This window comes from Neisseria sp. 19428wB4_WF04 (assembly GCF_015235335.1).
In the GTDB taxonomy this organism is placed as follows: domain Bacteria; phylum Pseudomonadota; class Gammaproteobacteria; order Burkholderiales; family Neisseriaceae; genus Neisseria; species Neisseria musculi.
Genome location: NZ_JADGLG010000006.1, coordinates 1 through 18,717, shown reverse-complemented (window position 1 = coordinate 18,717; position 18,717 = coordinate 1). Strand labels below are relative to the sequence as shown.

Below are 18,717 nucleotides of genomic sequence, written 5' to 3'. Positions count from 1 at the left end.
TCAACGCCATCATCACCATCCTTTCCGTATTCCCGCGCCGGCAGCAATAACGGCAGCAAGCCTTGTGTTCCTTTGGTGTTCCTTTGGTGTTCCTTTGGTGTTTTTGAATGTTGCCCAACCACGGCTTGAGAAAATGCGGGGGCTTTCCCTGCATCGGCCATACTTGTCGCGAGGCACGCTTTTCATTGGTGCAGAGTCTTTTCCAACGCCGTGGATTGCCGCCGCGTTCGCTTAAGCCGTCTGAAACGCCTGCCCGACCGTATTCCCGCTCAGGCAGCAACGGCGGTGTTGCGGTCGAGGGGGGGGATTTTCCGGCTTAATCTGAAGCAAAGCGGCCGCCGCGCACGCATAAAGGCCGTCTGAACAGCGTTTCAGACGGCCTTTCATACCAACGGAAAATTCAAACAGGCTATTCTTTCACCCGAGTTGCCATCAGCGTGTGCAGCCTGCGGTTGTCGGCGCGGGCAACGGTAAACTGCAGGGAGCCTATCACCACTTTTTCGCCGCGCACAGGCAGGTGGCCGATTTCCTGAATCACCAGCCCGCCGATGGTGTCGGCTTCTTCGCTGCTGTAGGCAGTGCCGAAATATTCATTGATGTCTTCGATTTCGGTAACGGCGTTGATGCGGAAGCGTTCGGCAGAAACGGGGAAGATATTGTCGGCACTTTCATCGTCATCAAATTCGTCTTCGATGTCGCCGATAATCTGTTCGATGATGTCTTCAAGCGTTACCAGGCCGGAAATGCCGCCGTATTCGTCCACCACCACCGCCATATGGTTGCGCTGCTCGCGAAACTCCCTCAACAGGGTGTTGAGCGGTTTGCTTTCGGGCACAAACACAGGGGGGCGCAAGATGCTTTGCAGGTTGAACTGCTCGGGATTCAAGGCATATTTCAGCAGATCTTTGGCGTGCAGAATGCCCAATACGTTGTCTTTGTCTTCGCCGATAACGGGAAAGCGCGAATGGGCGGTTTCGATAATGTAGGCGATGATGCGCTCCATGCTTTCGCCGGCCTTAATCACATCCATGCGGCTGCGGGTAATCATGGCATCGCGCACTTCGAGCTCGGAAAAATCCAGCATTTTTTCAAGGTGTTGCAGGGTTTCGCTGTCAAACACCTGCTGCTCGTGCGCCTGGCGAAGCAGGCTGACGACGTCTTCGGCGGAATCGGGGGCATCGCCCGAAATGCGGGAGATGATGCGTTCGAAAAAAGAAGGCTTCGACTGGCTGTCGTCCATTTTAGTGTTCAATCCTAATCAAACATACGGGTTGGGATATCCTAACTGATTCAGCAGGCGGGTTTCAAGTGTTTCCATGATTTCGGCTTCGGCTTCGTCAATGTGGTCGTAGCCCATCAGGTGCAGCGTGCCGTGCAGGGTGAGGTGGGCGAAATGCTGTCCGGGCGTTTTGCCTTGTTCCGCGGCCTCTTTCAGCACCACTTGTGGGCAAATCACCAAATCGCCGTAAAGGCCGTCTGAAAGCTGTTCGGGAAAGATTTCGCCTTCGTTGAAGGCAAAGCTCAACACATTGGTGGCGTAGTCTTTGCCGCGGTAGTCGCGGTTGTAGGTGCGGGCGGCTTCTTTGTCGAGCAGGATCAGGCCGATTTCGGCGCGGCGGAAGCGGTGTTTCAGCGCGTGCCAGATCCAGCGGTAGAAATCGTGTTCGGCCGGTAGGGCGGCGATGCCGCTTTGGTTGCTGAAATGCAGTGAGAAGCGCTGCCGCTGCAATTTGAGAAAAGGATATTTTTTGGCGCGTTTCATGATGGTTGATAAAAAAATCGGCAATAATTATTTGGTATTTTAATTTTTTTTGAAACTTTGAACACTTGGATTTGTCCTTATGTTAAGTATGATTTAACTGGGTAAATCATATGAAATATAAAATGTTATGTATTTTTCATGATATTTTTGTTTTTGAAATAAATTTCACTTTAGATAAAGGATTCATAGTTATGAAAGAATTAAATATTTTTGATATGAAAAAATTTCAGGCGGTTATATTTATCGCATGAGACCGGTAAGCTCTAATGTAGAAGACAGAAGAGGATTGGGAAGAGGTTTGTTTTGGGGAATTGGGGCCGGTTGGTGAGATCTGTCCTGATTTATCAATAATTATAGCACATCCCTCTACATCCATAGGGCAATAAGTCTCATAGCGGAGTAAGAGAATTTGCTGCAAATGATAACTTCAAGGTTTAGCCCGCCGAAAATCAAATAAACCGATTTATTGATTTGCGGCGGGATATTTTTTATAAATCACTAACAACAATTGAACATGAAAAAATTTCTTTATTCTGTGCTGATTTTCTTGTCTGCCTGTAGTGGGTACGATCAAACAGAAGCTGAGGAAGGCAGCAAGCCAACAGTAAGGCAACAAACAAATGCCGCAACCGCTTCTTCGTCTGCGACGGCTGTAACGCCGTACCAAGCAGCAAGCAACAGCGATAACGCAGTAAAAATGACGGGAACAGTTCATTTTTCATTCGAGCAGGCAGAATTTGTTACTTCCGAAAAAACTTATTTTATTATCAGCGGTTACAGTTTGATTAAGAATGTGGAGACTAAACGCGAACATTCGGGTGCGTATAACGTTACCCTGAACGATGTGTGCATCAACGGCCGCATCCTCACCAAAGCCCAAAACAACGGCAACGGTTTCGGGCCGTTGGGGCGCTACAATCAGGCGGTGGCGGTGGAGAGTTTGTGTTAGACTTATGCGCCCCGTTTCACCCGTTTTTCAAAGCAAACCATGACCCCGAAAAAACTCGTTATCGCCAGCCGCGAAAGTGTGCTGGCCATGTGGCAGGCCGAGCATATCCAAGGCCGTCTGAAACAGCTTTATCCCGATTGCGAAGTGGAAATTCTCGGCATGACCACGCGCGGCGACCAGATTCTCGATAAAACCCTGTCGAAAATCGGCGGCAAAGGGCTGTTTATCAAAGAGTTGGAGCAGGCTCTGCAAGACGGCCGCGCCGATTTGGCCGTGCATTCGATTAAAGACGTGCCGATGGAGCTGCCGCCCGGTTTTGCGCTGGCGGCCATCGGCGAGCGCGCCAACCCGTTTGATGCGTTTGTTTCCAACCGCTTCGGGCGATTGGAAGACCTGCCCGCGGGTGCGGTTGTCGGCACATCGAGCCTGCGCCGCGAAGCGCAACTGCGCGCCCGTTTTCCGCATTTAACCGTCAAACCCCTGCGCGGCAACGTGCAAACCCGTTTGGCCAAGCTGGATAACGGCGAATACGATGCCGTTATCCTTGCCGCCGCCGGCTTGCAGCGCTTGGGGTTAAACGAACGCATCCGCCTGATTCTGCCGCCTTCCGAAAGCCTGCCCGCTGCCGGCCAGGGCGCATTGGGCATAGAAATTGCCGCACACCGCCGCGACCTGCTCGAAGTGCTCCGCCCGCTCAACCACCCCGTTACCCACGCCTGCGTTACTGCCGAGCGCGCACTCGCCCGCGCGTTGGACGGCAGCTGCCAAGTGCCGCTTGCCGCCTACTGCACCGAAGCAGACGGCCTGCTGAGCCTGCGCGCGCTGGTCGGCCACCCCAACGGCTCGGTGATTTTGCAGGCCGAAGCCGAAGCACCTGCGGCCTATGCCGATGCCCTCGGCCGCGCCGTTGCCAAAAAACTGGCCGACGATGGCGCGGCAGAACTGATTCGCGCTGTTTTGGCAGAACAGCATCAGGCGCAATAAGCCACAGATTCAGGCCGTCTGAACAATGCAGGACGGTTCGGCCCGGCCGCACCCGCACAACGGCAGTTCCGACAGCCAAAATGCTTTTATCTGCGGGAACGGCGGGCAGTTCAACCGGGGCGGATAACGGCTCAAGCCGTCTGAAAAATGAGGGTTGTTCGGCCTGACTGCATACCCGTGCAGCGGCGGCTGCGCCGATTAGCTGAAAAAACAGGCCGCCGGCCGCATGTTTTCAGACGGCCTGCCTCAGGCGGCGAACTGCCGCACAAGCCTACGCAGCGTCCGCACACCACCCCAAACAGGAAAACACCATGACAACCGAAGCAGTATTATTTGATTTGGACGGCACGCTTGCCGACACCGCGCTCGATTTGGGCGGCGCACTCAACACCCTGCTGCGCCGGCGCGGCCTGCCCGAAAAAAGCATGGCCGAAATCCGCCCCGTTGCCGGCCACGGTGCCGGTGGCCTGATTCTGATGGGGGCAGGCATCAGCAAAACCCACCCCGAACACGGCTTCTGGCGGCAGGAATACCTGGCCGAATACGAACGCTGCTTCGACAAAGAAACCGTTTTATTCAAAGGAATCAACGAGTTGATTAGCAAACTCAACGAGCGCGACATCCGTTGGGGCATCATCACCAACAAACCGCACACCTTCACCTGCCGCCTTGTGCCCAAGCTCGGTTTCACCGTTGCGCCCGCCGTGGTAGTGAGCGGCGACACCTGTGCCGAAGCCAAACCCAGCACGCTGCCCATGTTGTATGCCTGCCAACAAATCGGCGTGAATCCCGGCAACTGCATCTATGTGGGCGATGCCGAGCGCGATATGCAGGCAGGCCGAAACGCCGGCATGAAAACCGTGTTGGCCAACTGGGGCTATATCGCCGCCGATGACGACACCGCTCTGTGGCCGTATGATATGACCATCGACAAGCCTTTAGATTTGCTGAAATATATCTGACAAAAAGCGAATATTCCGTATGCCCGCCATGTGTTTCGGAGCTGCCCTGAATCATTCAGAGCAGCTTTTTTTGTTTGCGGGCGGCATCCTTGACGGCTTTTTCGGCGCAAACCGGCATGGCGAAGCCACTTTATTTCCGTTACGGCGTTGCTGCGCCACAGCTCAAAAAACAGTTTGGCCGGCCCAAGCGGCAAACCCGTTTCCTGCTGTCTCCGTATTCTCCGGCTTGCTGCCCTGTGCCGAAAAAACGGTTGAAGGCCGTCTGAAAAACTGCACAACGCTGTTTTCAGACGGCCTAAAAACTTTTCAAAATTCAAAAAAACATCATAAGAAATTTATTTGCCGCCATTCCCGTTCAGGCAGGAGTGGCGGCATTCGGCATTCAAGTATTTGTTGAGTCAATCCTTCGATATTTTTATCGGATTCCCGCCTGTGCAGGAATCATGTTTCAGCCCTTAAACCTTTCAGACGGCCTAAGGTGTTTTTGCAGAACCTCGGCCTTCGCCAATACGCACTTTCCCGCAGCCCGAAGCCCGCCGCTGCCGACCGCGAAAGAGCGTGTTTCAGCGCAGCTCGCGGATGTCGCGCCAGCCATCGTTGGTTTTTACCATAGTGGCCGCCAAATTTCGCGTAGTGTCGGGGTGTTTCCAGCCACTGCCGCCTTCGCGCATAAACCGCTCGGCCCATTTGGCAGTTTCCAGCCGCGCTTCATAAGACACTTTCGACACAGTTACACCATCGGCAGGCGTCGGCTCGGTGAACCAATTCACCTTCACCACTTTCAGCGCGCCGATGCAGAAGTGTACGCCGTCCGGGCCGGGGCGCGCCTGCGCCCTGCCCTTGTCGGTCAATTCATAAACCTGCACTTTAATCTCACGGCCGTTTTCGGGAGAAGGCACGGTTTCGGCCCGCCCCTGTTTATAAAAGCCCTCTTTATCGAGCAGGCGCATCTGCCTGAAGGCCGATTCATTGATTTTACGGCCTTCCGAATCGCGTTCGGCAATTTTCACCAGCGGTTCGCCCACTGCGGCCGCACCCGTTAAAATGCCGTTTTCCACATTCAAAACCAAAGGCATACACATACCTTGCGCCGCCGAATACCGGTTGATGGCTTTTTCAAAGGTTGCCTTGTCGGGCTGCGGTTCCGAACAAGCGGCCAACAACAGCACGGCAGAAGCGGCAAAAGCGGTTTTATACATAGCGTGGCTCCTATTGATTATCCGGTTCGAAAAGCATAGCCTGTTTTCTGCCGCATGACAAACCCCCGCAGTGGTTTTACAATCAGGCCGTCTGAACACTCTTTAAGGAAAACCCATGACTATAGTTTACGGCATCCCCAATTGCGACACCGTGAAAAAAGCCCGCGCATGGCTGGCCGGAAACGGTGTGGACTATGAATTTTCCGACTTCAAAAAAACACCGCCCGATGCAGCACTGATAGAAAGCTGGCTGCGGGATATCCCGCTTGCAACCCTGCTGAACAAGCGCGGCACCACCTGGCGCAAACTCAGCACCGCCGAGCAGGCAGAAGCAGACTCACCAGAGGGTGCCGTGCGGCTGATGACGGCCCACCCCAGCATCATCAAAAGGCCCGTTCTCTGCCATAACGGACGCTGTTATGCAGGGTTTCAAACGACCGAATATGAGCAAGTGTTCCGCTGAAACAGCAGACCCGGAACGGTTTTCCGAATACCCCAACACCAAACAATGCAGCATTGCCCCACCCCGGCCGGCCCAAAATAAAAAGCAGTTTGGCAAACCACCGAAGCTGCAATAGAATCAGTTTCTCTGAAATATAGTGAACCTGCTTTATTTCCGTTATAGAATAGAATACTAAGCTTTAGTTCAAGAAGAATTGCTTTGCAAACCGCTGAACGACTCCGTGTGGTTTATGATAAATAACCGATAAAGGCTGTCTGAAAATATTGGGGCTGAGGCAAATTGAGCTCCCCAAATATTTTAGACGAACAGACTGCCAACATATCAGCCGGAGCCCTGCCATCTGAACAACGTTTAAAACCGATTGCTGCCCATTTCATTGCTATCGGTGCTGTCTGCAACCTATTGTCTTTCAGCGAAAATAAAGCAGATTCACTATAATTCAATTCTGCCTGAAAGCTGCAAGGGGCGAAATCTTGGAGGCAACGGCAGAAGCCTTTGCAAAAGGTGCAAAACACCACCCAAACGGCAAATAAACCTTTGAAATGATTTTTTAGGTTATCAAGATTTTGAGTTTACAAAGGTTTCAGGCCACCTGAAAGCCAATCTGCGCTCTCCTTCCGCCCGACAAACTTGTCGTAAGCGGTCAAGCGCGGTACCATCACCCGTTATTCTCCGACAAAGGCCGCCCCGGCTGCGGGCTGCCAACGGACTTTACACTCATCTGACTGATTTTATTGGACTTGAAAGTAAAACAATGATTAACGATATTCAAAAAACAGCCGACTCCAAAATGCAGCGTTCGCTTGAAGTTTTGCGCGAAAATCTAACCAAAGTGCGCACCGGCCGCGCCCACACCGGCCTGCTCGACCAGGTGGAGGTGGAATATTACGGCAGCCCCGTGCCGGTGAGCCAGGTGGCCAACGTTACCCTGCTCGATGCGCGCACTATCGGCGTAAAAGTTTATGAAAGCAATATGGCCGCTGCGGTGGAAAAAGCCATCCGCGATTCCAATTTGGGGTTGAACCCCGCTGCCATGGGCGATGTTATCCGCGTGCCCATGCCCATGCTCACCGAAGAGCGCCGTAAAGACCTGATCAAAGTGGTGCGCGCCGAAGCCGAAGAAGGCCGCGTAGCCATCCGCAACGTGCGCCGCGATGCCAACAACGATTTCAAACGCCTGCTCAAAGACAAAGAAATTTCCGAAGACGACGCCCGCCGCGGCGAAGAGCAGATTCAGAAGCTCACCGACAAATATATCGCCGAAGTCGATAAAATGCTGGCGGCTAAAGAAGAAGACTTGATGGCGATTTAACCCGAAGGCCGTCTGAAAACCACCGGCATTCTTTAGCGTTTTTGTTTTTCAGACGGCCTTGCCCGCCTCGATTCTTCCGTAAGGAATGCACATATGAAAAGCAGCACGCAAACGGTTTTGGAGCACACCCGCATCCCGCGCCATATCGCCGTGATTATGGACGGCAACGGCCGCTGGGCGAAAAAACGCTTACTGCCCCGCGTGATGGGGCACAAACGCGGTCTTAATGCGTTGGAAAACATGGTGAAGCGGTGTGCAGAATCGGGCGTGCAATATCTCACCGTGTTTGCGTTTTCCACCGAAAACTGGCGCCGCCCCGAAGACGAAGTGTCGTTTCTGATGGGGCTGTTTCTGCAGACACTGCAAAAACAGGGGCAGCGCCTGCACGAAAACAATATGCGCGTGAAAATTATCGGCAACCGCAGCCGCTTCAGCAAAGCCATACAGCAGGGAATCGCGGCAGCCGAAACCTTAACTGCAGGCAACACCGGGCTCACCCTCACCGTGGCAGCCGACTACGGCGGCCGCTGGGATATTCTGCAGGCGGTAAACAAGCTGATAAGCGGGGGGGCGGCCGAAGCAACCGAAGCAGACTTGGCCCGACACCTGATGCTCTCTGAAGCGCCCGAGCCGGATCTGTTTATCCGCACCGGCGGCGAAACCCGCATCAGCAATTTTCTGCTGTGGCAGATGGCCTATGCCGAGCTGTATTTTACCGACACCCTGTGGCCGGATTTCGATGATGCCGCGCTCGATGCCGCCATACGCTCCTTCCAAACCCGCGAAAGGCGTTTCGGCCGCACCAGCGAGCAGCTTCCCCCCGAACAACAACGGAGCGAATAATGCTGAAACAACGTGTGATCACGGCTTTGATCCTGCTGCCCTTGATGCTGGGCATGCTGTTTTGGGCTTCAGACGGCCTGTGGGCGGCTTTCAGCGGCCTGATTGCCCTGCTGGCGCTGTGGGAATACGCCCGCATGAGCGGCATGGCAAAAGCGCAAAACCACCACTATCTCGCCGCTGCCTCCGTGTTCGGCACCACAGCCTATGCCGGCGGCTGGCAGCTTCCCGTGATTTCGTGGCTGGCGGTGCTGGCATTCTGGCTGCTGCTGGTGCCGCTGTGGCTGTATAAAAAATGGCCGCTTAAAGCCGATTGGAAAGCCTACGCCGCCGGCCTGATGCTGATGCTGCCTTTTTGGTTTGCGCTGGTATCGCTGCGGCCGGATGCCGAATCCGCCCTGTCGCTGCTGGCCGTGATGGGCTTGGTGTGGGTGGCCGATATCGCTGCTTATTTTTTCGGCAAGGCCTTCGGCAAACACAAGCTCGCCCCCGCCGTCAGCCCCGGCAAAAGCTGGGAAGGCGCGCTCGGCGGCGCATTGTGCGCGGCCGTTTATATGATTTGTGTGAACAGCGCCGGCTGGCTGGCTTTTGATGTTTCATGGTTCGGCGCCGTGCTCACCGGCTGGCTGCTGACCGCCGTGAGCATAATCGGCGACCTGCTCGAAAGCTGGTTCAAACGCTCGGCGGGCATCAAAGACAGCAGCAGCCTGCTGCCCGGCCACGGCGGCGTGTTTGACCGCATAGACAGCCTGATTGCCGTGTTGGGCGTGTATGCCGCCATGATGGCCGTGTTCGGCTGAACAGGATACAGCAAACCCTTTCATTTCCGTTGTACCCCCGACTGCGGGCACGGCCGGGCAAGCCGACCAAGCGGCAGCAAAACCAGCTCCTATTGCCTGCTGCCTGCCGCCCGGCACCGGAAATGAAAAATCCACTCAACGGCTCTGCCCTGCTGCGGCTTGCGCCCGCTATACTGCCTCCGTGCTGTTTGCGACCCGACACGCAACGCGCAAACCCGCCGCCGGGCCGCCTGAAAATCGGGCGGCCGGTTGCAATCCGTTATTTTGATATTTTGAACGGTTTAGGCCGTCTGAAACCAACACAGGGCGGGGTGCACCGCGTGTTCAGACGGCCAGCCCAAACGAACCCAACCATGACACAACAAGTTTTAACCATTTTGGGCAGCACCGGCAGCATAGGCGAAAGCACGCTTGATGTGGTGTCGCGCCACCCTGAAAAATTCCGCATTTTCGCACTGGCCGGGCACAAACAGGTGCACAAGCTGGCCGCGCAGTGCCAACGTTTCAACCCGCAGTTTGCCGTGGCGGCCGATGCCCAACACGCCGCCCTGCTGGAGCAGTTGCTGAAATCCGCCCGCTGCCGCACCAAAGTGCTCTACGGCGCGCAGGCTCTGATCGATGTGGCCGGTGCGGGCGAAGTTACCGGCGTGATGGCCGCCATCGTGGGCGCGGCAGGGCTGCCTTCTGCGCTGGCAGCCGCAGCCGGGGGCAAAACCATTTATCTGGCCAACAAAGAAACGCTGGTGGTTTCGGGCGCGCTGTTTATGGAAACCGCCCGTGCCGGCGGTGCGAAAATCCTGCCGGTAGACAGCGAACACAACGCCATTTACCAAGTGTTGCCGCAGAATTATTCAGGCCGTCTGAACGCACACGGCATCGAATCGATTATCCTCACCGCCTCGGGCGGGCCGTTTCTCGATACCGATTTGGCCGCATTCGACCGCATCACCCCCGCGCAGGCGGTGAAACACCCCAATTGGGTGATGGGGCAGAAAATTTCGGTGGATTCTGCCACCATGATGAACAAAGGGCTGGAGCTGATTGAGGCGCATTGGCTGTTTCACTGCCCGCCCGAAAAACTCGAAGTGGTGGTACACCCGCAAAGCGTGGTTCACAGCATGGTGCGCTACCGCGACGGCTCGGTGCTGGCGCAGATGGGCAACCCCGATATGCGCACGCCGATAGCCTATTGCCTGGGCCTGCCCGAACGCATCGAATCGGGCGCAGGCGCGCTGGATTTTGCCACCTTGTCGGCCTTAACTTTCTGCCAACCCGATTTGGCCCGCTACCCCTGCCTGAAGCTGGCTTACGATGCCCTGCACGCAGGCGGCGGCGCGCCGTGCGTGTTGAACGCCGCCAACGAAGAAGCCGTAGCCGCCTTTCTGGCAGGCAGAATCCGTTTTACCGACATCGCCCGCACCGTGGCATATTGTTTGGAACAAGGCTTTTCAGACGGCCTCAACGATATAGAGAGCCTGCTGGCACAAGATGCGCAAACGCGCGCCCAAGCGCAGGATTTTATCGGCAGATTGAAACAAGCCGTCTGAAATTATCTGCAGAGGCAAACCATGACCACACTCAAAATATTGGCTTCTATCCTCATGCCGGCAATGCTTGCCGCCTGCACAGCAACAACCGCAGACACACCGGATCCTGCCGGCACCGAAAGCAGCAAAAGCCCTCGGAGCTTCCGTATCATCGAAGACTTTTCAGATGCCGAAGTGTATGGTTCGGGCAAATACCGCTACCGTTTCCAAATGGAACATTTTTACGGCGCCCATATGGGGGATACCGCTTATGCGCTTTCCCACCGCAGCGAAACACTGCCTTTCGTTAAAAAGGAGAAAAATGTATTTCAAGGCATCACCGATTCAGAAGGGCGCACGGCGGTTTTCGCTTTCGACCACCCAATGCCGGCAGAGGGCTGGGTATTGAGACCGCGCGCGGGAGCAGGCCCGTTTGGCGAGCAGTTCGTTATTAGAGACAGCCACGGCCTGCCGCTGCCCGGCGCAGATTATGCACTGCTGATTTGCAACAACCCCCCGGATATTTACAGAGGCTACAGCGATGCCGAAGGTATGACCGCTTATTAAGCTCTATGAAGTGGGAGATGAGCCGAAAACCAAACGGGCCGTGCGCGAGGCGTGCCGGAAATAAACGGAATCTGCCTGCAGATATTCAGACGGCCGGCCGTCTGAAAACATAAACACCACCATCAACAGGGAGTTTCTCTTGCAAACACTGCTTGCTTTTATCGTTGCCATTCTGATTTTGGTCAGCCTGCACGAGTTCGGCCACTATATCGTGGCGCGCTTGTGCGGCGTGAAAGTGCTGCGCTTTTCGGTCGGCTTCGGCAAACCTTTTTTAAAGAAAAAGCGTGGCGACACCGAATGGTGCATCGCACCGATACCGCTGGGCGGCTATGTGAAAATGGTCGATACCCGCGAAGGCGGTGTGGCCGAAGCCGACCTGCCCTATGCTTTCGACAAACAACACCCCACCAAACGCATCGCCATCGTAGCGGCCGGCCCGCTCACCAATCTGCTGCTGGCAGTATTGTTGTTCGGGCTGAGTTTTTCGATGGGCATCACCGAGTTGCGCCCGTATGTGGGCACAGTGGAGCCGGCCAGCATCGCCGCCCGCGCGGGCTTCGTTCCGGGTGACAAGATTGTGTCGGTTAATGGCGTGGCGGTGAACGATTGGTCGGCCGCCCGCAACGAAATCGTGCTCAATCTCGAATCGGCCGAAGTGAATGTGGCAGTGGAAACCCAAAACGGTCGAAACGCCGTGCGCACCATCAACATTGCCGGCACCGCAGATGCCGGGCAGGTGGTCAAACAGCAGGGGCATATCGGCCTCTTGCCGTTTAAAATCACCAACACACTGGCCGAAGTGCTGCCGGGCAGCCCGGCCGCCGCCGCAGGGCTGAAAAAAGGCGACACGCTGGTGGCTGCCGAGGGTAAACGGCTGCATTACTGGTCGGACTGGTCGGCGCTGTTCCGCCAAAACCCCGGCAAAAGCCTGACCATACAATATCTGCGCAACGGCCAAACATTTGAAACCCGCCTGCGCCCCAACTCGGAAGAATTGGCCGACCACACCTTAATCGGCAAAGCAGGCGTTGCGCCGCAAAGCGATGAAGCATGGACAGAAAAAATCCGCCGCCAATACACCCCCACGGTAGCACAAGCCTTTGGGATGGGCTGGCAGAAAACTGCGGATTATTCGGCAATGATGGTGAAATTCTTCGGTAAATTATTGACCGGACAAGCATCTTTGAGCCATATTTCCGGCCCGATAACCATTGCCGATGTAGCGGGCAAAACCGCTTCATACGGCCTGCAAAGTTATGTCGAATTTCTCGCGCTGGTCAGTATCAGCTTAGGAATCATGAATTTATTGCCCATTCCGGTTTTGGACGGCGGGCATTTAGTGTATTATGCCGCCGAATGGATACGCGGAAAACCGCTGAGCGGGCGCATACAGGCCGCCGGCCTGCGCTTCGGTCTTGCCCTCATGCTGATGCTGATGATGGTGGCTTTCTTTAACGATATAACCCGTTTGTTTGGATAATGTTATGAAATTGAAACAGATTGCTGCAACCTTGATGTTGATAGGCTTCTCGCCGCTGGCTATGGCCGACTTTACCATTCAGGATATTCGTGTAGAAGGCCTGCAACGCACCGAACCGAGCACGGTATTCAACTATCTGCCCGTGAAAATCGGCGATAACTTCACCGATGCAAAAGGTGAAGAAATCATCAAAAATCTCTATGCCACGGGCTTTTTTGACGATGTGCGCGTAGAAACCTCAGGCAGTCAGGTGCTGCTCACCGTAGTGGAGCGCCCGACCATCAGCAGCGTCAATATCACCGGCGCAAAAATGCTGCAAAACGAAGCCATCAAGAAAAACTTCGATGCCTTCGGTTTGGCTCAATCGCAACCTTTCAACCAAGCCAAGCTCAACGAAGCACTGGCCGGTTTGAAACAGGAATACATCACCCGCGGCAAGCAGTCGGTGCAAATCACTCCTACCGTCAGCAAACTGGCGCGCAACCGCGTGGCCATCGATGTGAAAATCGATGAGGGTGCCACCACAAAAATTACCGATATCGAATTTGAAGGCAACGAACAATATTCCGACCGCAAACTGCGCCGCCAAATGTCGCTGAGCGAAACCGGCGCCATGAGCTGGCTCACCCGCAACAACCGTTTCAACGAGCAGAAATTTGCTCAAGATATGGAAAAAGTAACCGATTTCTACCAAAACAACGGTTATTTTGAAGCCCGCGTCATCGACACCTATATCCAAACCAACGAAGACAAAACCCGCCAAACCATTCATGTGAAGGTGCATGAAGGCCCGCGTTACCGTTGGGGTAAAGTGCAGATTGAAGGCGACACCCGCGAAGTGCCGAAAGAAAATCTGTATAAAATGCTGAAAATGAAAGAGGGAAAACGCTACGAGCGGCAGAAGATGGTTGAGAGCCTGCAGGCGATGCAGACGGCCATGGGCAGCGCAGGCTATGCTTTCAGCGAAATCAATGTGCAGCCTGTGCCCAATCCCGAAACCGGCGTAGTGGATTTCGTGCTTGCAGTGGATCCCGGCCGCAAAGTTTATGTGAACGAAATCAATATTTCCGGCAACAACAAAACCCGCGATGAAGTAGTGCGCCGCGAACTGCGCCAGATGGAAGCCGCACCCTATGACGTTTCCAAGCTGCAGCGCTCCAAAGAGCGCGTGGAGCTGTTGGGTTATTTCGATGATGTGCAGTTTGAAGCCAAGCCCGTAGAAGGCACGCCCGATCAAGTGGATTTGGATATGTCGGTTAAAGAACGCTCCACCGGCTCGCTTGATTTGAGTGCGGGCTGGGTGCAGGATACCGGTTTGGTATTGTCGGCAGGCGTAGCTCAAGACAACCTGTTCGGCACAGGAAAATCCGTTTCAGCGCGCGTATCGCGCAGTAAAACCACTCAAAGTGCCTCACTGTCGTTTACAGAACCGTATTTCACGCCCGATGGCGTAAGCATGGGCTACGATCTTTATGGCCGGGTTTACGACCCGCGCGAGTCTTCTTCCAGTGCCCAGCAATATAAAACCACGACTCTCGGCACCGGCGTGCGCATGGGCATTCCGGTTACCGAATACGACCGGATCAATCTCGGCTTAGGGGCAGAGCATTTAACGGTAAATACGTATGACGGCGCGCCCAAACGCTATCGCGACTTCATCAACGAACACGGCGAAGGCACCAACGGTATCGGCAAATTCAAAGGCTGGATCTACAAAGGCAATATCGGCTGGGGCCGAAACAAAACCGACAATGCCTTGTGGCCCACGCGGGGCTATCTCACCAACGTAAACGGCGAAATCGGCCTGCCCGGCAGCGATTTGCAATATTACACCCTAACCCACAACCAAACCTGGTTTTTCCCGCTCAATAAAAACCTCACACTGATGCTCGGCGGCGAAGTGGGCTACGGCAACGGTTACGGCAAAACCAAAGAAATGCCGTTTTTTGAAAACTTCTACGGCGGCGGTTTGGGTTCGGTTCGCGGCTTTGAAAGCGGCACACTCGGCCCGAAAGTGTATGACCGCTACGGCGACATGATCAGCTACGGCGGCAATAAAAAAGCCAATGTCAGCGCCGAATTGCTGTTTCCGATGCCCGGCATCAAAGATTCCCGCACCGTGCGCTTGAGCCTGTTTGCCGATGCAGGCAGCGTGTGGGACGGCAAAACCTATAACGATAGCAGCAGCGATGCCTATTACACCAACGGTGCCACCCAAAACGTTTACGGTGCGGGTGCCGCCCATAAATCCACCTTTAAAGAAGAGCTGCGTTATTCCGCCGGCGCGGCACTGACTTGGCTGTCGCCCCTGGGTCCGATGAAATTCAGCTATGCTTATCCGATTAAGAAAAAACAGGGCGACGAAATCCAACGCTTCCAGTTCCAACTGGGCACCACATTCTAAGCCTGAAGCATGAAACACCCCGGCCGCCGGGTGGTGCCTTTTCAGCTTCAAGCGATGGGCAAAAAGGACTTTATTATGAACCGGAATCCACATTGGGCATACTGGTGTGCCGCTGCCGTATTAGGCTTCGGTCTGATGGGCAGCGCGGCCGCCGAAGGCGTGCAGAAACTCGGCTTTATCAATGCCGAACGGCTGTATCAAGAATCAAAACAGGCTCAGGGAATTCAAAAAACGCTGGAAAAAGAATTCAGCGGCAAACATAAAACCCTGCAAAAAATCCAACAGGAAGGCGCGGCTTTGGAGAAAAAACTTGCTTCAGACAGACTCACCGAAGCCGAGCGCGAGAAAACCGCGCGCCAGCTCGGCGAATTGGTGCAGAAATTCCGCCTGCAGCAAGAAAAATTAGCCGAAGAATACAACCTGCGCCGCAACGAAGAATTTGCCGCCTTGCAGCAAAACGCCAACCGCGTGATTATCGATTTGGCCAAAAAAGAAGGTTACGACCTGATTTTGAAAGATGTTATCTATGTGAACAGCAAATACGACATCACCGACCGCGTTATCAAAGCCATGAACGCCCGTTAATGCTTTCAGACGGCCGAAACCCCGCCACGCCCGAATGCAGATACGGCTCAGGCAACCCAACCCGGCCGCCGGCATCAATATATACAGCAGCCTCTTTTCAAAGGCATGGATGTGCAACACAGCAAGAGGCCGTCTGAAAACCGTTTTGCCGGAACTCCGGCTTTTTCAACCGCAAAGGCAGCCCTCTGAATGGATACCGTTTCTTACACCTTGTCACAAATTACCGCCGAGCTGGGCGGAGCATGGCGCGGCAGCGATGTTTCAGTCAGTGCGGTAAAACCGCTGGCCGATGCGTCTGCCGCGCACATCAGCTTTTTGGCCAACCCCAAATATAAAGCCGATGTTACCGAAAGCGCGGCGGGCGCTGTGATTGTGTCGCCCCAAACCGCCGATGAATTTGCAGGCCGCAACCTGATTGTGGCGCAAGACCCTTATCTTTATTTTGCCAAAGTGGCGCGGCTGTTTTCGCCGCTTGAAAAAGCCAGCGGCCTCATCCACCCGACTGCCGTTGTCGAAGAAAGTGCCACCGTTCCCGCCGGATGCGAAATCGGCGCGCACGCCTATATCGGCGCCGATACCGTGCTCGGACAAGGTTGCCGCATTCTGGCCGGAGCCGTAATCGAACACAACTGCAAACTGGGCGATGAAGTGATTATCCACCCCAACGCCGTTATCTACCACGGCTGCACGTTGGGAAACCGTGTGGAAATCCATTCCGGCGCGGTTATCGGTGCCGACGGCTTCGGCTTGGCGTTTGCGGGCGATTCGTGGTTTAAGATTCCGCAAACCGGCGCTGTTACGCTGGGCGATGATGTGGAAATCGGCTCCAACAGCAATATCGACCGCGGTGCGATGAGCGACACCGTGGTAGGCAACGGCACCAAAATCGACAACCAGGTGCAAATCGGCCACAACTGCAAAATCGGCAGCCATACCGTGATTGCCGCCAAAACCGGCATTTCCGGCAGCGTAACCATCGGCAGCTACTGCATCATCGGCGGCGGTGTCGGCACGGTGGGCCACATCGAAATCGCCGACAAAACCACCATCGGCGGCGGCAGCAGCATCACCCACAGCATCAAAGAGAGCGGCCAACACATCGCCGGCCCCTATCCGATGCAGACCCATAAAGAATGGGCGCGCAACGCCGTCCATATCCGCCGCTTGAGCGAAATGAACCAACGCATCAAACAACTTGAAAAGGCTTTGGAACCCAAGCCTGCCGATAATCAATAAGGAATAACGCATCATGGAAATCCGACTCCCGCTCGAAGCCAAAGACATCCACAAACTGATTCCGCACCGCTATCCGTTTCTGATGATAGACCGCATCATTGCATTTGAGAGCATGAAAAGCCTCACGGCGATTAAAAACGTTACCATGAACGAGCCGCAGTTTCAGGGGCACTTTCCCGAGCTGCCGGTGATGCCGGGCGTGCTGATTATCGAAGCGATGGCACAGGCCTGCGGCACATTGGCCATTTTGAGCGAAGGCGGCCGCAAAGAAGACGAATTCTTTTTCTTCGCCGGTATCGATAATGCCCGCTTCAAACGCCAAGTGGTTCCGGGCGACCGGCTCGTGTTTGAAGTGGAGCTGATTGCCAACAAACGCGGCATCGGCAAATTCAACGCCGTGGCCAAAGTCGATGGTCAAGTTGCCGTTGAAGCCGTGATTATGTGCGCCAAACGCGTAGTCGGTAAGTAATCCGCCAAAAGGCCGTCTGAAACCCGAAAAACAGTTTTCAGACGGCCTGCAATAAAGGAAAGCCCGCATGAGCTTCATCCACCCCACCGCCCTCATCGACCCCAAAGCCGAACTCGACTCCGGCGTTAAAGTCGGCGCCTACACCGTTATCGGCGCGAATGTGCAGATCGGCGCAGGCACCGAAATCGGGCCGCATGCCGTAATCGAAGGCTGCACCACCATCGGCGAAAACAACAAAATCTTCCAGTTTGCCAGCCTCGGCGCCCAGCCGCAGGATAAAAAATGGCGCGGCGAACCCACCCGCCTGATTATCGGCAACGGCAACACCATCCGCGAATTCACCACCTTCAACACCGGCACCGTTACCGGCATCGGCGAAACCCGCATCGGCGACGACAACTGGATTATGGCCTATGTGCACCTGGCGCATGACTGCGTAATCGGCAGCCACACCATCTTCGCCAACAACGCCTCGCTGGCCGGGCACGTTACCATCGGCGATTATGTGGTGTTGGGCGGCTACACGCTGGTGTTCCAATTCTGCCAAATCGGCGATTATGCCATGACTGCTTTCGCCGCCGGCGTGCATAAAGACGTACCGCCCTATGTGATGGCTTCGGGCTACCGCGCCGAGCCGGCCGGTCTCAACAGCGAAGGCATGCGCCGCAACGGTTTTTCGCCCGAACAAATCGCCCGCGTAAAAGAGGTGTATAAAATCCTCTACCGCCAGGGCTTGGGTTTGGAAGAAGCCAAGGCCGAAGTGTTGAAAATGGCCGAAACCGCGCCCGAGCTGGCAGTGTTTAAAAACTTTTTCGACACTTCTTCGCGCGGGATTATCCGCTGATAGAAGAGAAGAAAGGCCGTCTGAAAAATATTTCCCCTCAACCGGGGGGCTTAACCGGTTTGAGGGGCGTTTTTATGGTGAAATCCAATCACTCATTCAAAAGAAATATATACCTGATACATGAAGCCGCATGCGCTAAACCGGCGTGTTTTGCGGGATAGCCGCTTTTGTTTTTCAAACGGTGCAATATTGCCGGACTCTGTCAGGCTGTCAATTCCATTCCAAAACTGAGCCACAGTTGTGGTCTAAAATTGAGCCACCCTATGAGCGGTGTTTCATCCGGTAAGAATCATTGCCCGTCTCAAAAATATCGCAGCAATAAGTCAGACGCTCCA

18 protein-coding genes are annotated in these 18,717 nt (G+C 54.7%); 15 read left to right on the top strand and 3 right to left on the bottom strand.

What is annotated here, in order from left to right:
* Positions 1–409: 409 nt before the first annotated feature.
* Both IR141_RS02540 and ybeY read right to left on the bottom strand, forming a co-directional pair.
* Positions 410–1,240, bottom strand: a complete 831-nt coding sequence (locus IR141_RS02540) for an HlyC/CorC family transporter (protein WP_135034119.1) — start codon at positions 1,238–1,240, stop codon at positions 410–412.
* Positions 1,241–1,258: 18 nt separating this feature from the next.
* Complete coding sequence (gene ybeY / locus IR141_RS02535; protein WP_135034118.1) at positions 1,259–1,762, bottom strand: rRNA maturation RNase YbeY; 504 nt, start codon at positions 1,760–1,762, stop codon at positions 1,259–1,261.
* A 697-nt stretch (positions 1,763–2,459) separates the two neighbouring features.
* On the opposite strand from ybeY, the gene IR141_RS13320 reads away from it, so the two are divergent.
* The 3 genes from IR141_RS13320 (at position 2,460) to IR141_RS02520 (ending at position 4,657) form a co-directional block, all read left to right on the top strand.
* A complete protein-coding gene (locus IR141_RS13320) occupies positions 2,460–2,711 on the top strand; it encodes a hypothetical protein (RefSeq protein ID WP_228068132.1) in 252 nt (83 codons plus the stop codon).
* A 39-nt stretch (positions 2,712–2,750) separates the two neighbouring features.
* Complete coding sequence (hemC, locus tag IR141_RS02525) at positions 2,751–3,695, top strand: hydroxymethylbilane synthase (RefSeq protein ID WP_135034116.1); 945 nt, start codon at positions 2,751–2,753, stop codon at positions 3,693–3,695.
* A 311-nt stretch (positions 3,696–4,006) separates the two neighbouring features.
* Complete coding sequence (locus IR141_RS02520) at positions 4,007–4,657, top strand: HAD family hydrolase (RefSeq protein ID WP_135034115.1); 651 nt, start codon at positions 4,007–4,009, stop codon at positions 4,655–4,657.
* A 563-nt stretch (positions 4,658–5,220) separates the two neighbouring features.
* Here the strand turns inward: IR141_RS02520 and IR141_RS02515 are convergent.
* Entirely contained in the window at positions 5,221–5,856 is a 636-nt protein-coding gene (locus tag IR141_RS02515; protein ID WP_135034114.1) for a hypothetical protein, read from the bottom strand.
* A 115-nt stretch (positions 5,857–5,971) separates the two neighbouring features.
* On the opposite strand from IR141_RS02515, the gene IR141_RS02510 reads away from it, so the two are divergent.
* The 12 genes from IR141_RS02510 to lpxA all read left to right on the top strand — a co-directional run bounded on the left by IR141_RS02510 (position 5,972) and on the right by lpxA (position 18,382).
* A complete protein-coding gene (locus tag IR141_RS02510; protein ID WP_135034113.1) occupies positions 5,972–6,319 on the top strand; it encodes an arsenate reductase in 348 nt (115 codons plus the stop codon).
* 754 nt (positions 6,320–7,073) lie between these two features.
* Positions 7,074–7,631 (top strand): ribosome recycling factor, encoded by a 558-nt coding sequence (gene frr / locus IR141_RS02505; RefSeq protein ID WP_135034112.1) that lies wholly within the window; start codon positions 7,074–7,076, stop codon positions 7,629–7,631.
* A 93-nt stretch (positions 7,632–7,724) separates the two neighbouring features.
* Positions 7,725–8,474 carry an isoprenyl transferase gene (locus IR141_RS02500; RefSeq protein ID WP_135034111.1) on the top strand — a complete coding sequence of 250 codons (750 nt, stop codon included), beginning with the start codon at positions 7,725–7,727 and terminating at the stop codon, positions 8,472–8,474.
* Positions 8,474–9,271: a phosphatidate cytidylyltransferase gene (locus tag IR141_RS02495; RefSeq protein ID WP_135034110.1), complete on the top strand. Its 798-nt coding sequence runs from the start codon at positions 8,474–8,476 to the stop codon at positions 9,269–9,271. Before IR141_RS02500 ends, IR141_RS02495 begins: the two co-directional genes overlap by 1 nt.
* A gap of 353 nt (positions 9,272–9,624) precedes the next feature.
* Positions 9,625–10,818, top strand: a complete 1,194-nt coding sequence (gene ispC / locus IR141_RS02490) for a 1-deoxy-D-xylulose-5-phosphate reductoisomerase (RefSeq protein WP_135034109.1) — start codon at positions 9,625–9,627, stop codon at positions 10,816–10,818.
* A 21-nt stretch (positions 10,819–10,839) separates the two neighbouring features.
* Entirely contained in the window at positions 10,840–11,364 is a 525-nt protein-coding gene (locus tag IR141_RS02485; RefSeq protein WP_135034108.1) for a hypothetical protein, read from the top strand.
* Positions 11,365–11,503: 139 nt separating this feature from the next.
* Positions 11,504–12,844, top strand: coding sequence for an RIP metalloprotease RseP (gene rseP / locus IR141_RS02480; RefSeq protein ID WP_135034107.1), 1,341 nt, complete (start codon positions 11,504–11,506; stop codon positions 12,842–12,844).
* Between the two features lie 4 nt (positions 12,845–12,848).
* Complete coding sequence (gene bamA, locus IR141_RS02475; RefSeq protein ID WP_135034106.1) at positions 12,849–15,248, top strand: outer membrane protein assembly factor BamA; 2,400 nt, start codon at positions 12,849–12,851, stop codon at positions 15,246–15,248.
* Between the two features lie 75 nt (positions 15,249–15,323).
* Positions 15,324–15,833 carry an OmpH family outer membrane protein gene (locus IR141_RS02470; RefSeq protein WP_135034105.1) on the top strand — a complete coding sequence of 170 codons (510 nt, stop codon included), beginning with the start codon at positions 15,324–15,326 and terminating at the stop codon, positions 15,831–15,833.
* 189 nt (positions 15,834–16,022) lie between these two features.
* Positions 16,023–17,069, top strand: coding sequence for a UDP-3-O-(3-hydroxymyristoyl)glucosamine N-acyltransferase (gene lpxD / locus IR141_RS02465; protein ID WP_135034104.1), 1,047 nt, complete (start codon positions 16,023–16,025; stop codon positions 17,067–17,069).
* A 13-nt stretch (positions 17,070–17,082) separates the two neighbouring features.
* Positions 17,083–17,538: a 3-hydroxyacyl-ACP dehydratase FabZ gene (gene fabZ, locus IR141_RS02460; protein WP_135034103.1), complete on the top strand. Its 456-nt coding sequence runs from the start codon at positions 17,083–17,085 to the stop codon at positions 17,536–17,538.
* A gap of 67 nt (positions 17,539–17,605) precedes the next feature.
* Positions 17,606–18,382, top strand: coding sequence for an acyl-ACP--UDP-N-acetylglucosamine O-acyltransferase (lpxA, locus tag IR141_RS02455; protein ID WP_135034102.1), 777 nt, complete (start codon positions 17,606–17,608; stop codon positions 18,380–18,382).
* Positions 18,383–18,717: the final 335 nt, after the last annotated feature.

Coding starts and splice junctions, on each gene's coding strand:
- IR141_RS02540 (WP_135034119.1), bottom strand. CDS start 1,240: ATGGACGACAGCCAGTCGAAGCCTTCTTTTTTCGAACGCATCATCTCC.
- IR141_RS02495 (WP_135034110.1), top strand. CDS start 8,474: ATGCTGAAACAACGTGTGATCACGGCTTTGATCCTGCTGCCCTTGATG.
- IR141_RS02470 (WP_135034105.1), top strand. CDS start 15,324: ATGAACCGGAATCCACATTGGGCATACTGGTGTGCCGCTGCCGTATTA.
- IR141_RS02520 (WP_135034115.1), top strand. CDS start 4,007: ATGACAACCGAAGCAGTATTATTTGATTTGGACGGCACGCTTGCCGAC.
- ispC (WP_135034109.1), top strand. CDS start 9,625: ATGACACAACAAGTTTTAACCATTTTGGGCAGCACCGGCAGCATAGGC.
- hemC (WP_135034116.1), top strand. CDS start 2,751: ATGACCCCGAAAAAACTCGTTATCGCCAGCCGCGAAAGTGTGCTGGCC.
- frr (WP_135034112.1), top strand. CDS start 7,074: ATGATTAACGATATTCAAAAAACAGCCGACTCCAAAATGCAGCGTTCG.
- ybeY (WP_135034118.1), bottom strand. CDS start 1,762: ATGAAACGCGCCAAAAAATATCCTTTTCTCAAATTGCAGCGGCAGCGC.
- bamA (WP_135034106.1), top strand. CDS start 12,849: ATGAAATTGAAACAGATTGCTGCAACCTTGATGTTGATAGGCTTCTCG.
- lpxD (WP_135034104.1), top strand. CDS start 16,023: ATGGATACCGTTTCTTACACCTTGTCACAAATTACCGCCGAGCTGGGC.
- IR141_RS02515 (WP_135034114.1), bottom strand. CDS start 5,856: ATGTATAAAACCGCTTTTGCCGCTTCTGCCGTGCTGTTGTTGGCCGCT.
- IR141_RS02485 (WP_135034108.1), top strand. CDS start 10,840: ATGACCACACTCAAAATATTGGCTTCTATCCTCATGCCGGCAATGCTT.
- IR141_RS02500 (WP_135034111.1), top strand. CDS start 7,725: ATGAAAAGCAGCACGCAAACGGTTTTGGAGCACACCCGCATCCCGCGC.
- fabZ (WP_135034103.1), top strand. CDS start 17,083: ATGGAAATCCGACTCCCGCTCGAAGCCAAAGACATCCACAAACTGATT.
- IR141_RS13320 (WP_228068132.1), top strand. CDS start 2,460: ATGACGGGAACAGTTCATTTTTCATTCGAGCAGGCAGAATTTGTTACT.
- IR141_RS02510 (WP_135034113.1), top strand. CDS start 5,972: ATGACTATAGTTTACGGCATCCCCAATTGCGACACCGTGAAAAAAGCC.
- lpxA (WP_135034102.1), top strand. CDS start 17,606: ATGAGCTTCATCCACCCCACCGCCCTCATCGACCCCAAAGCCGAACTC.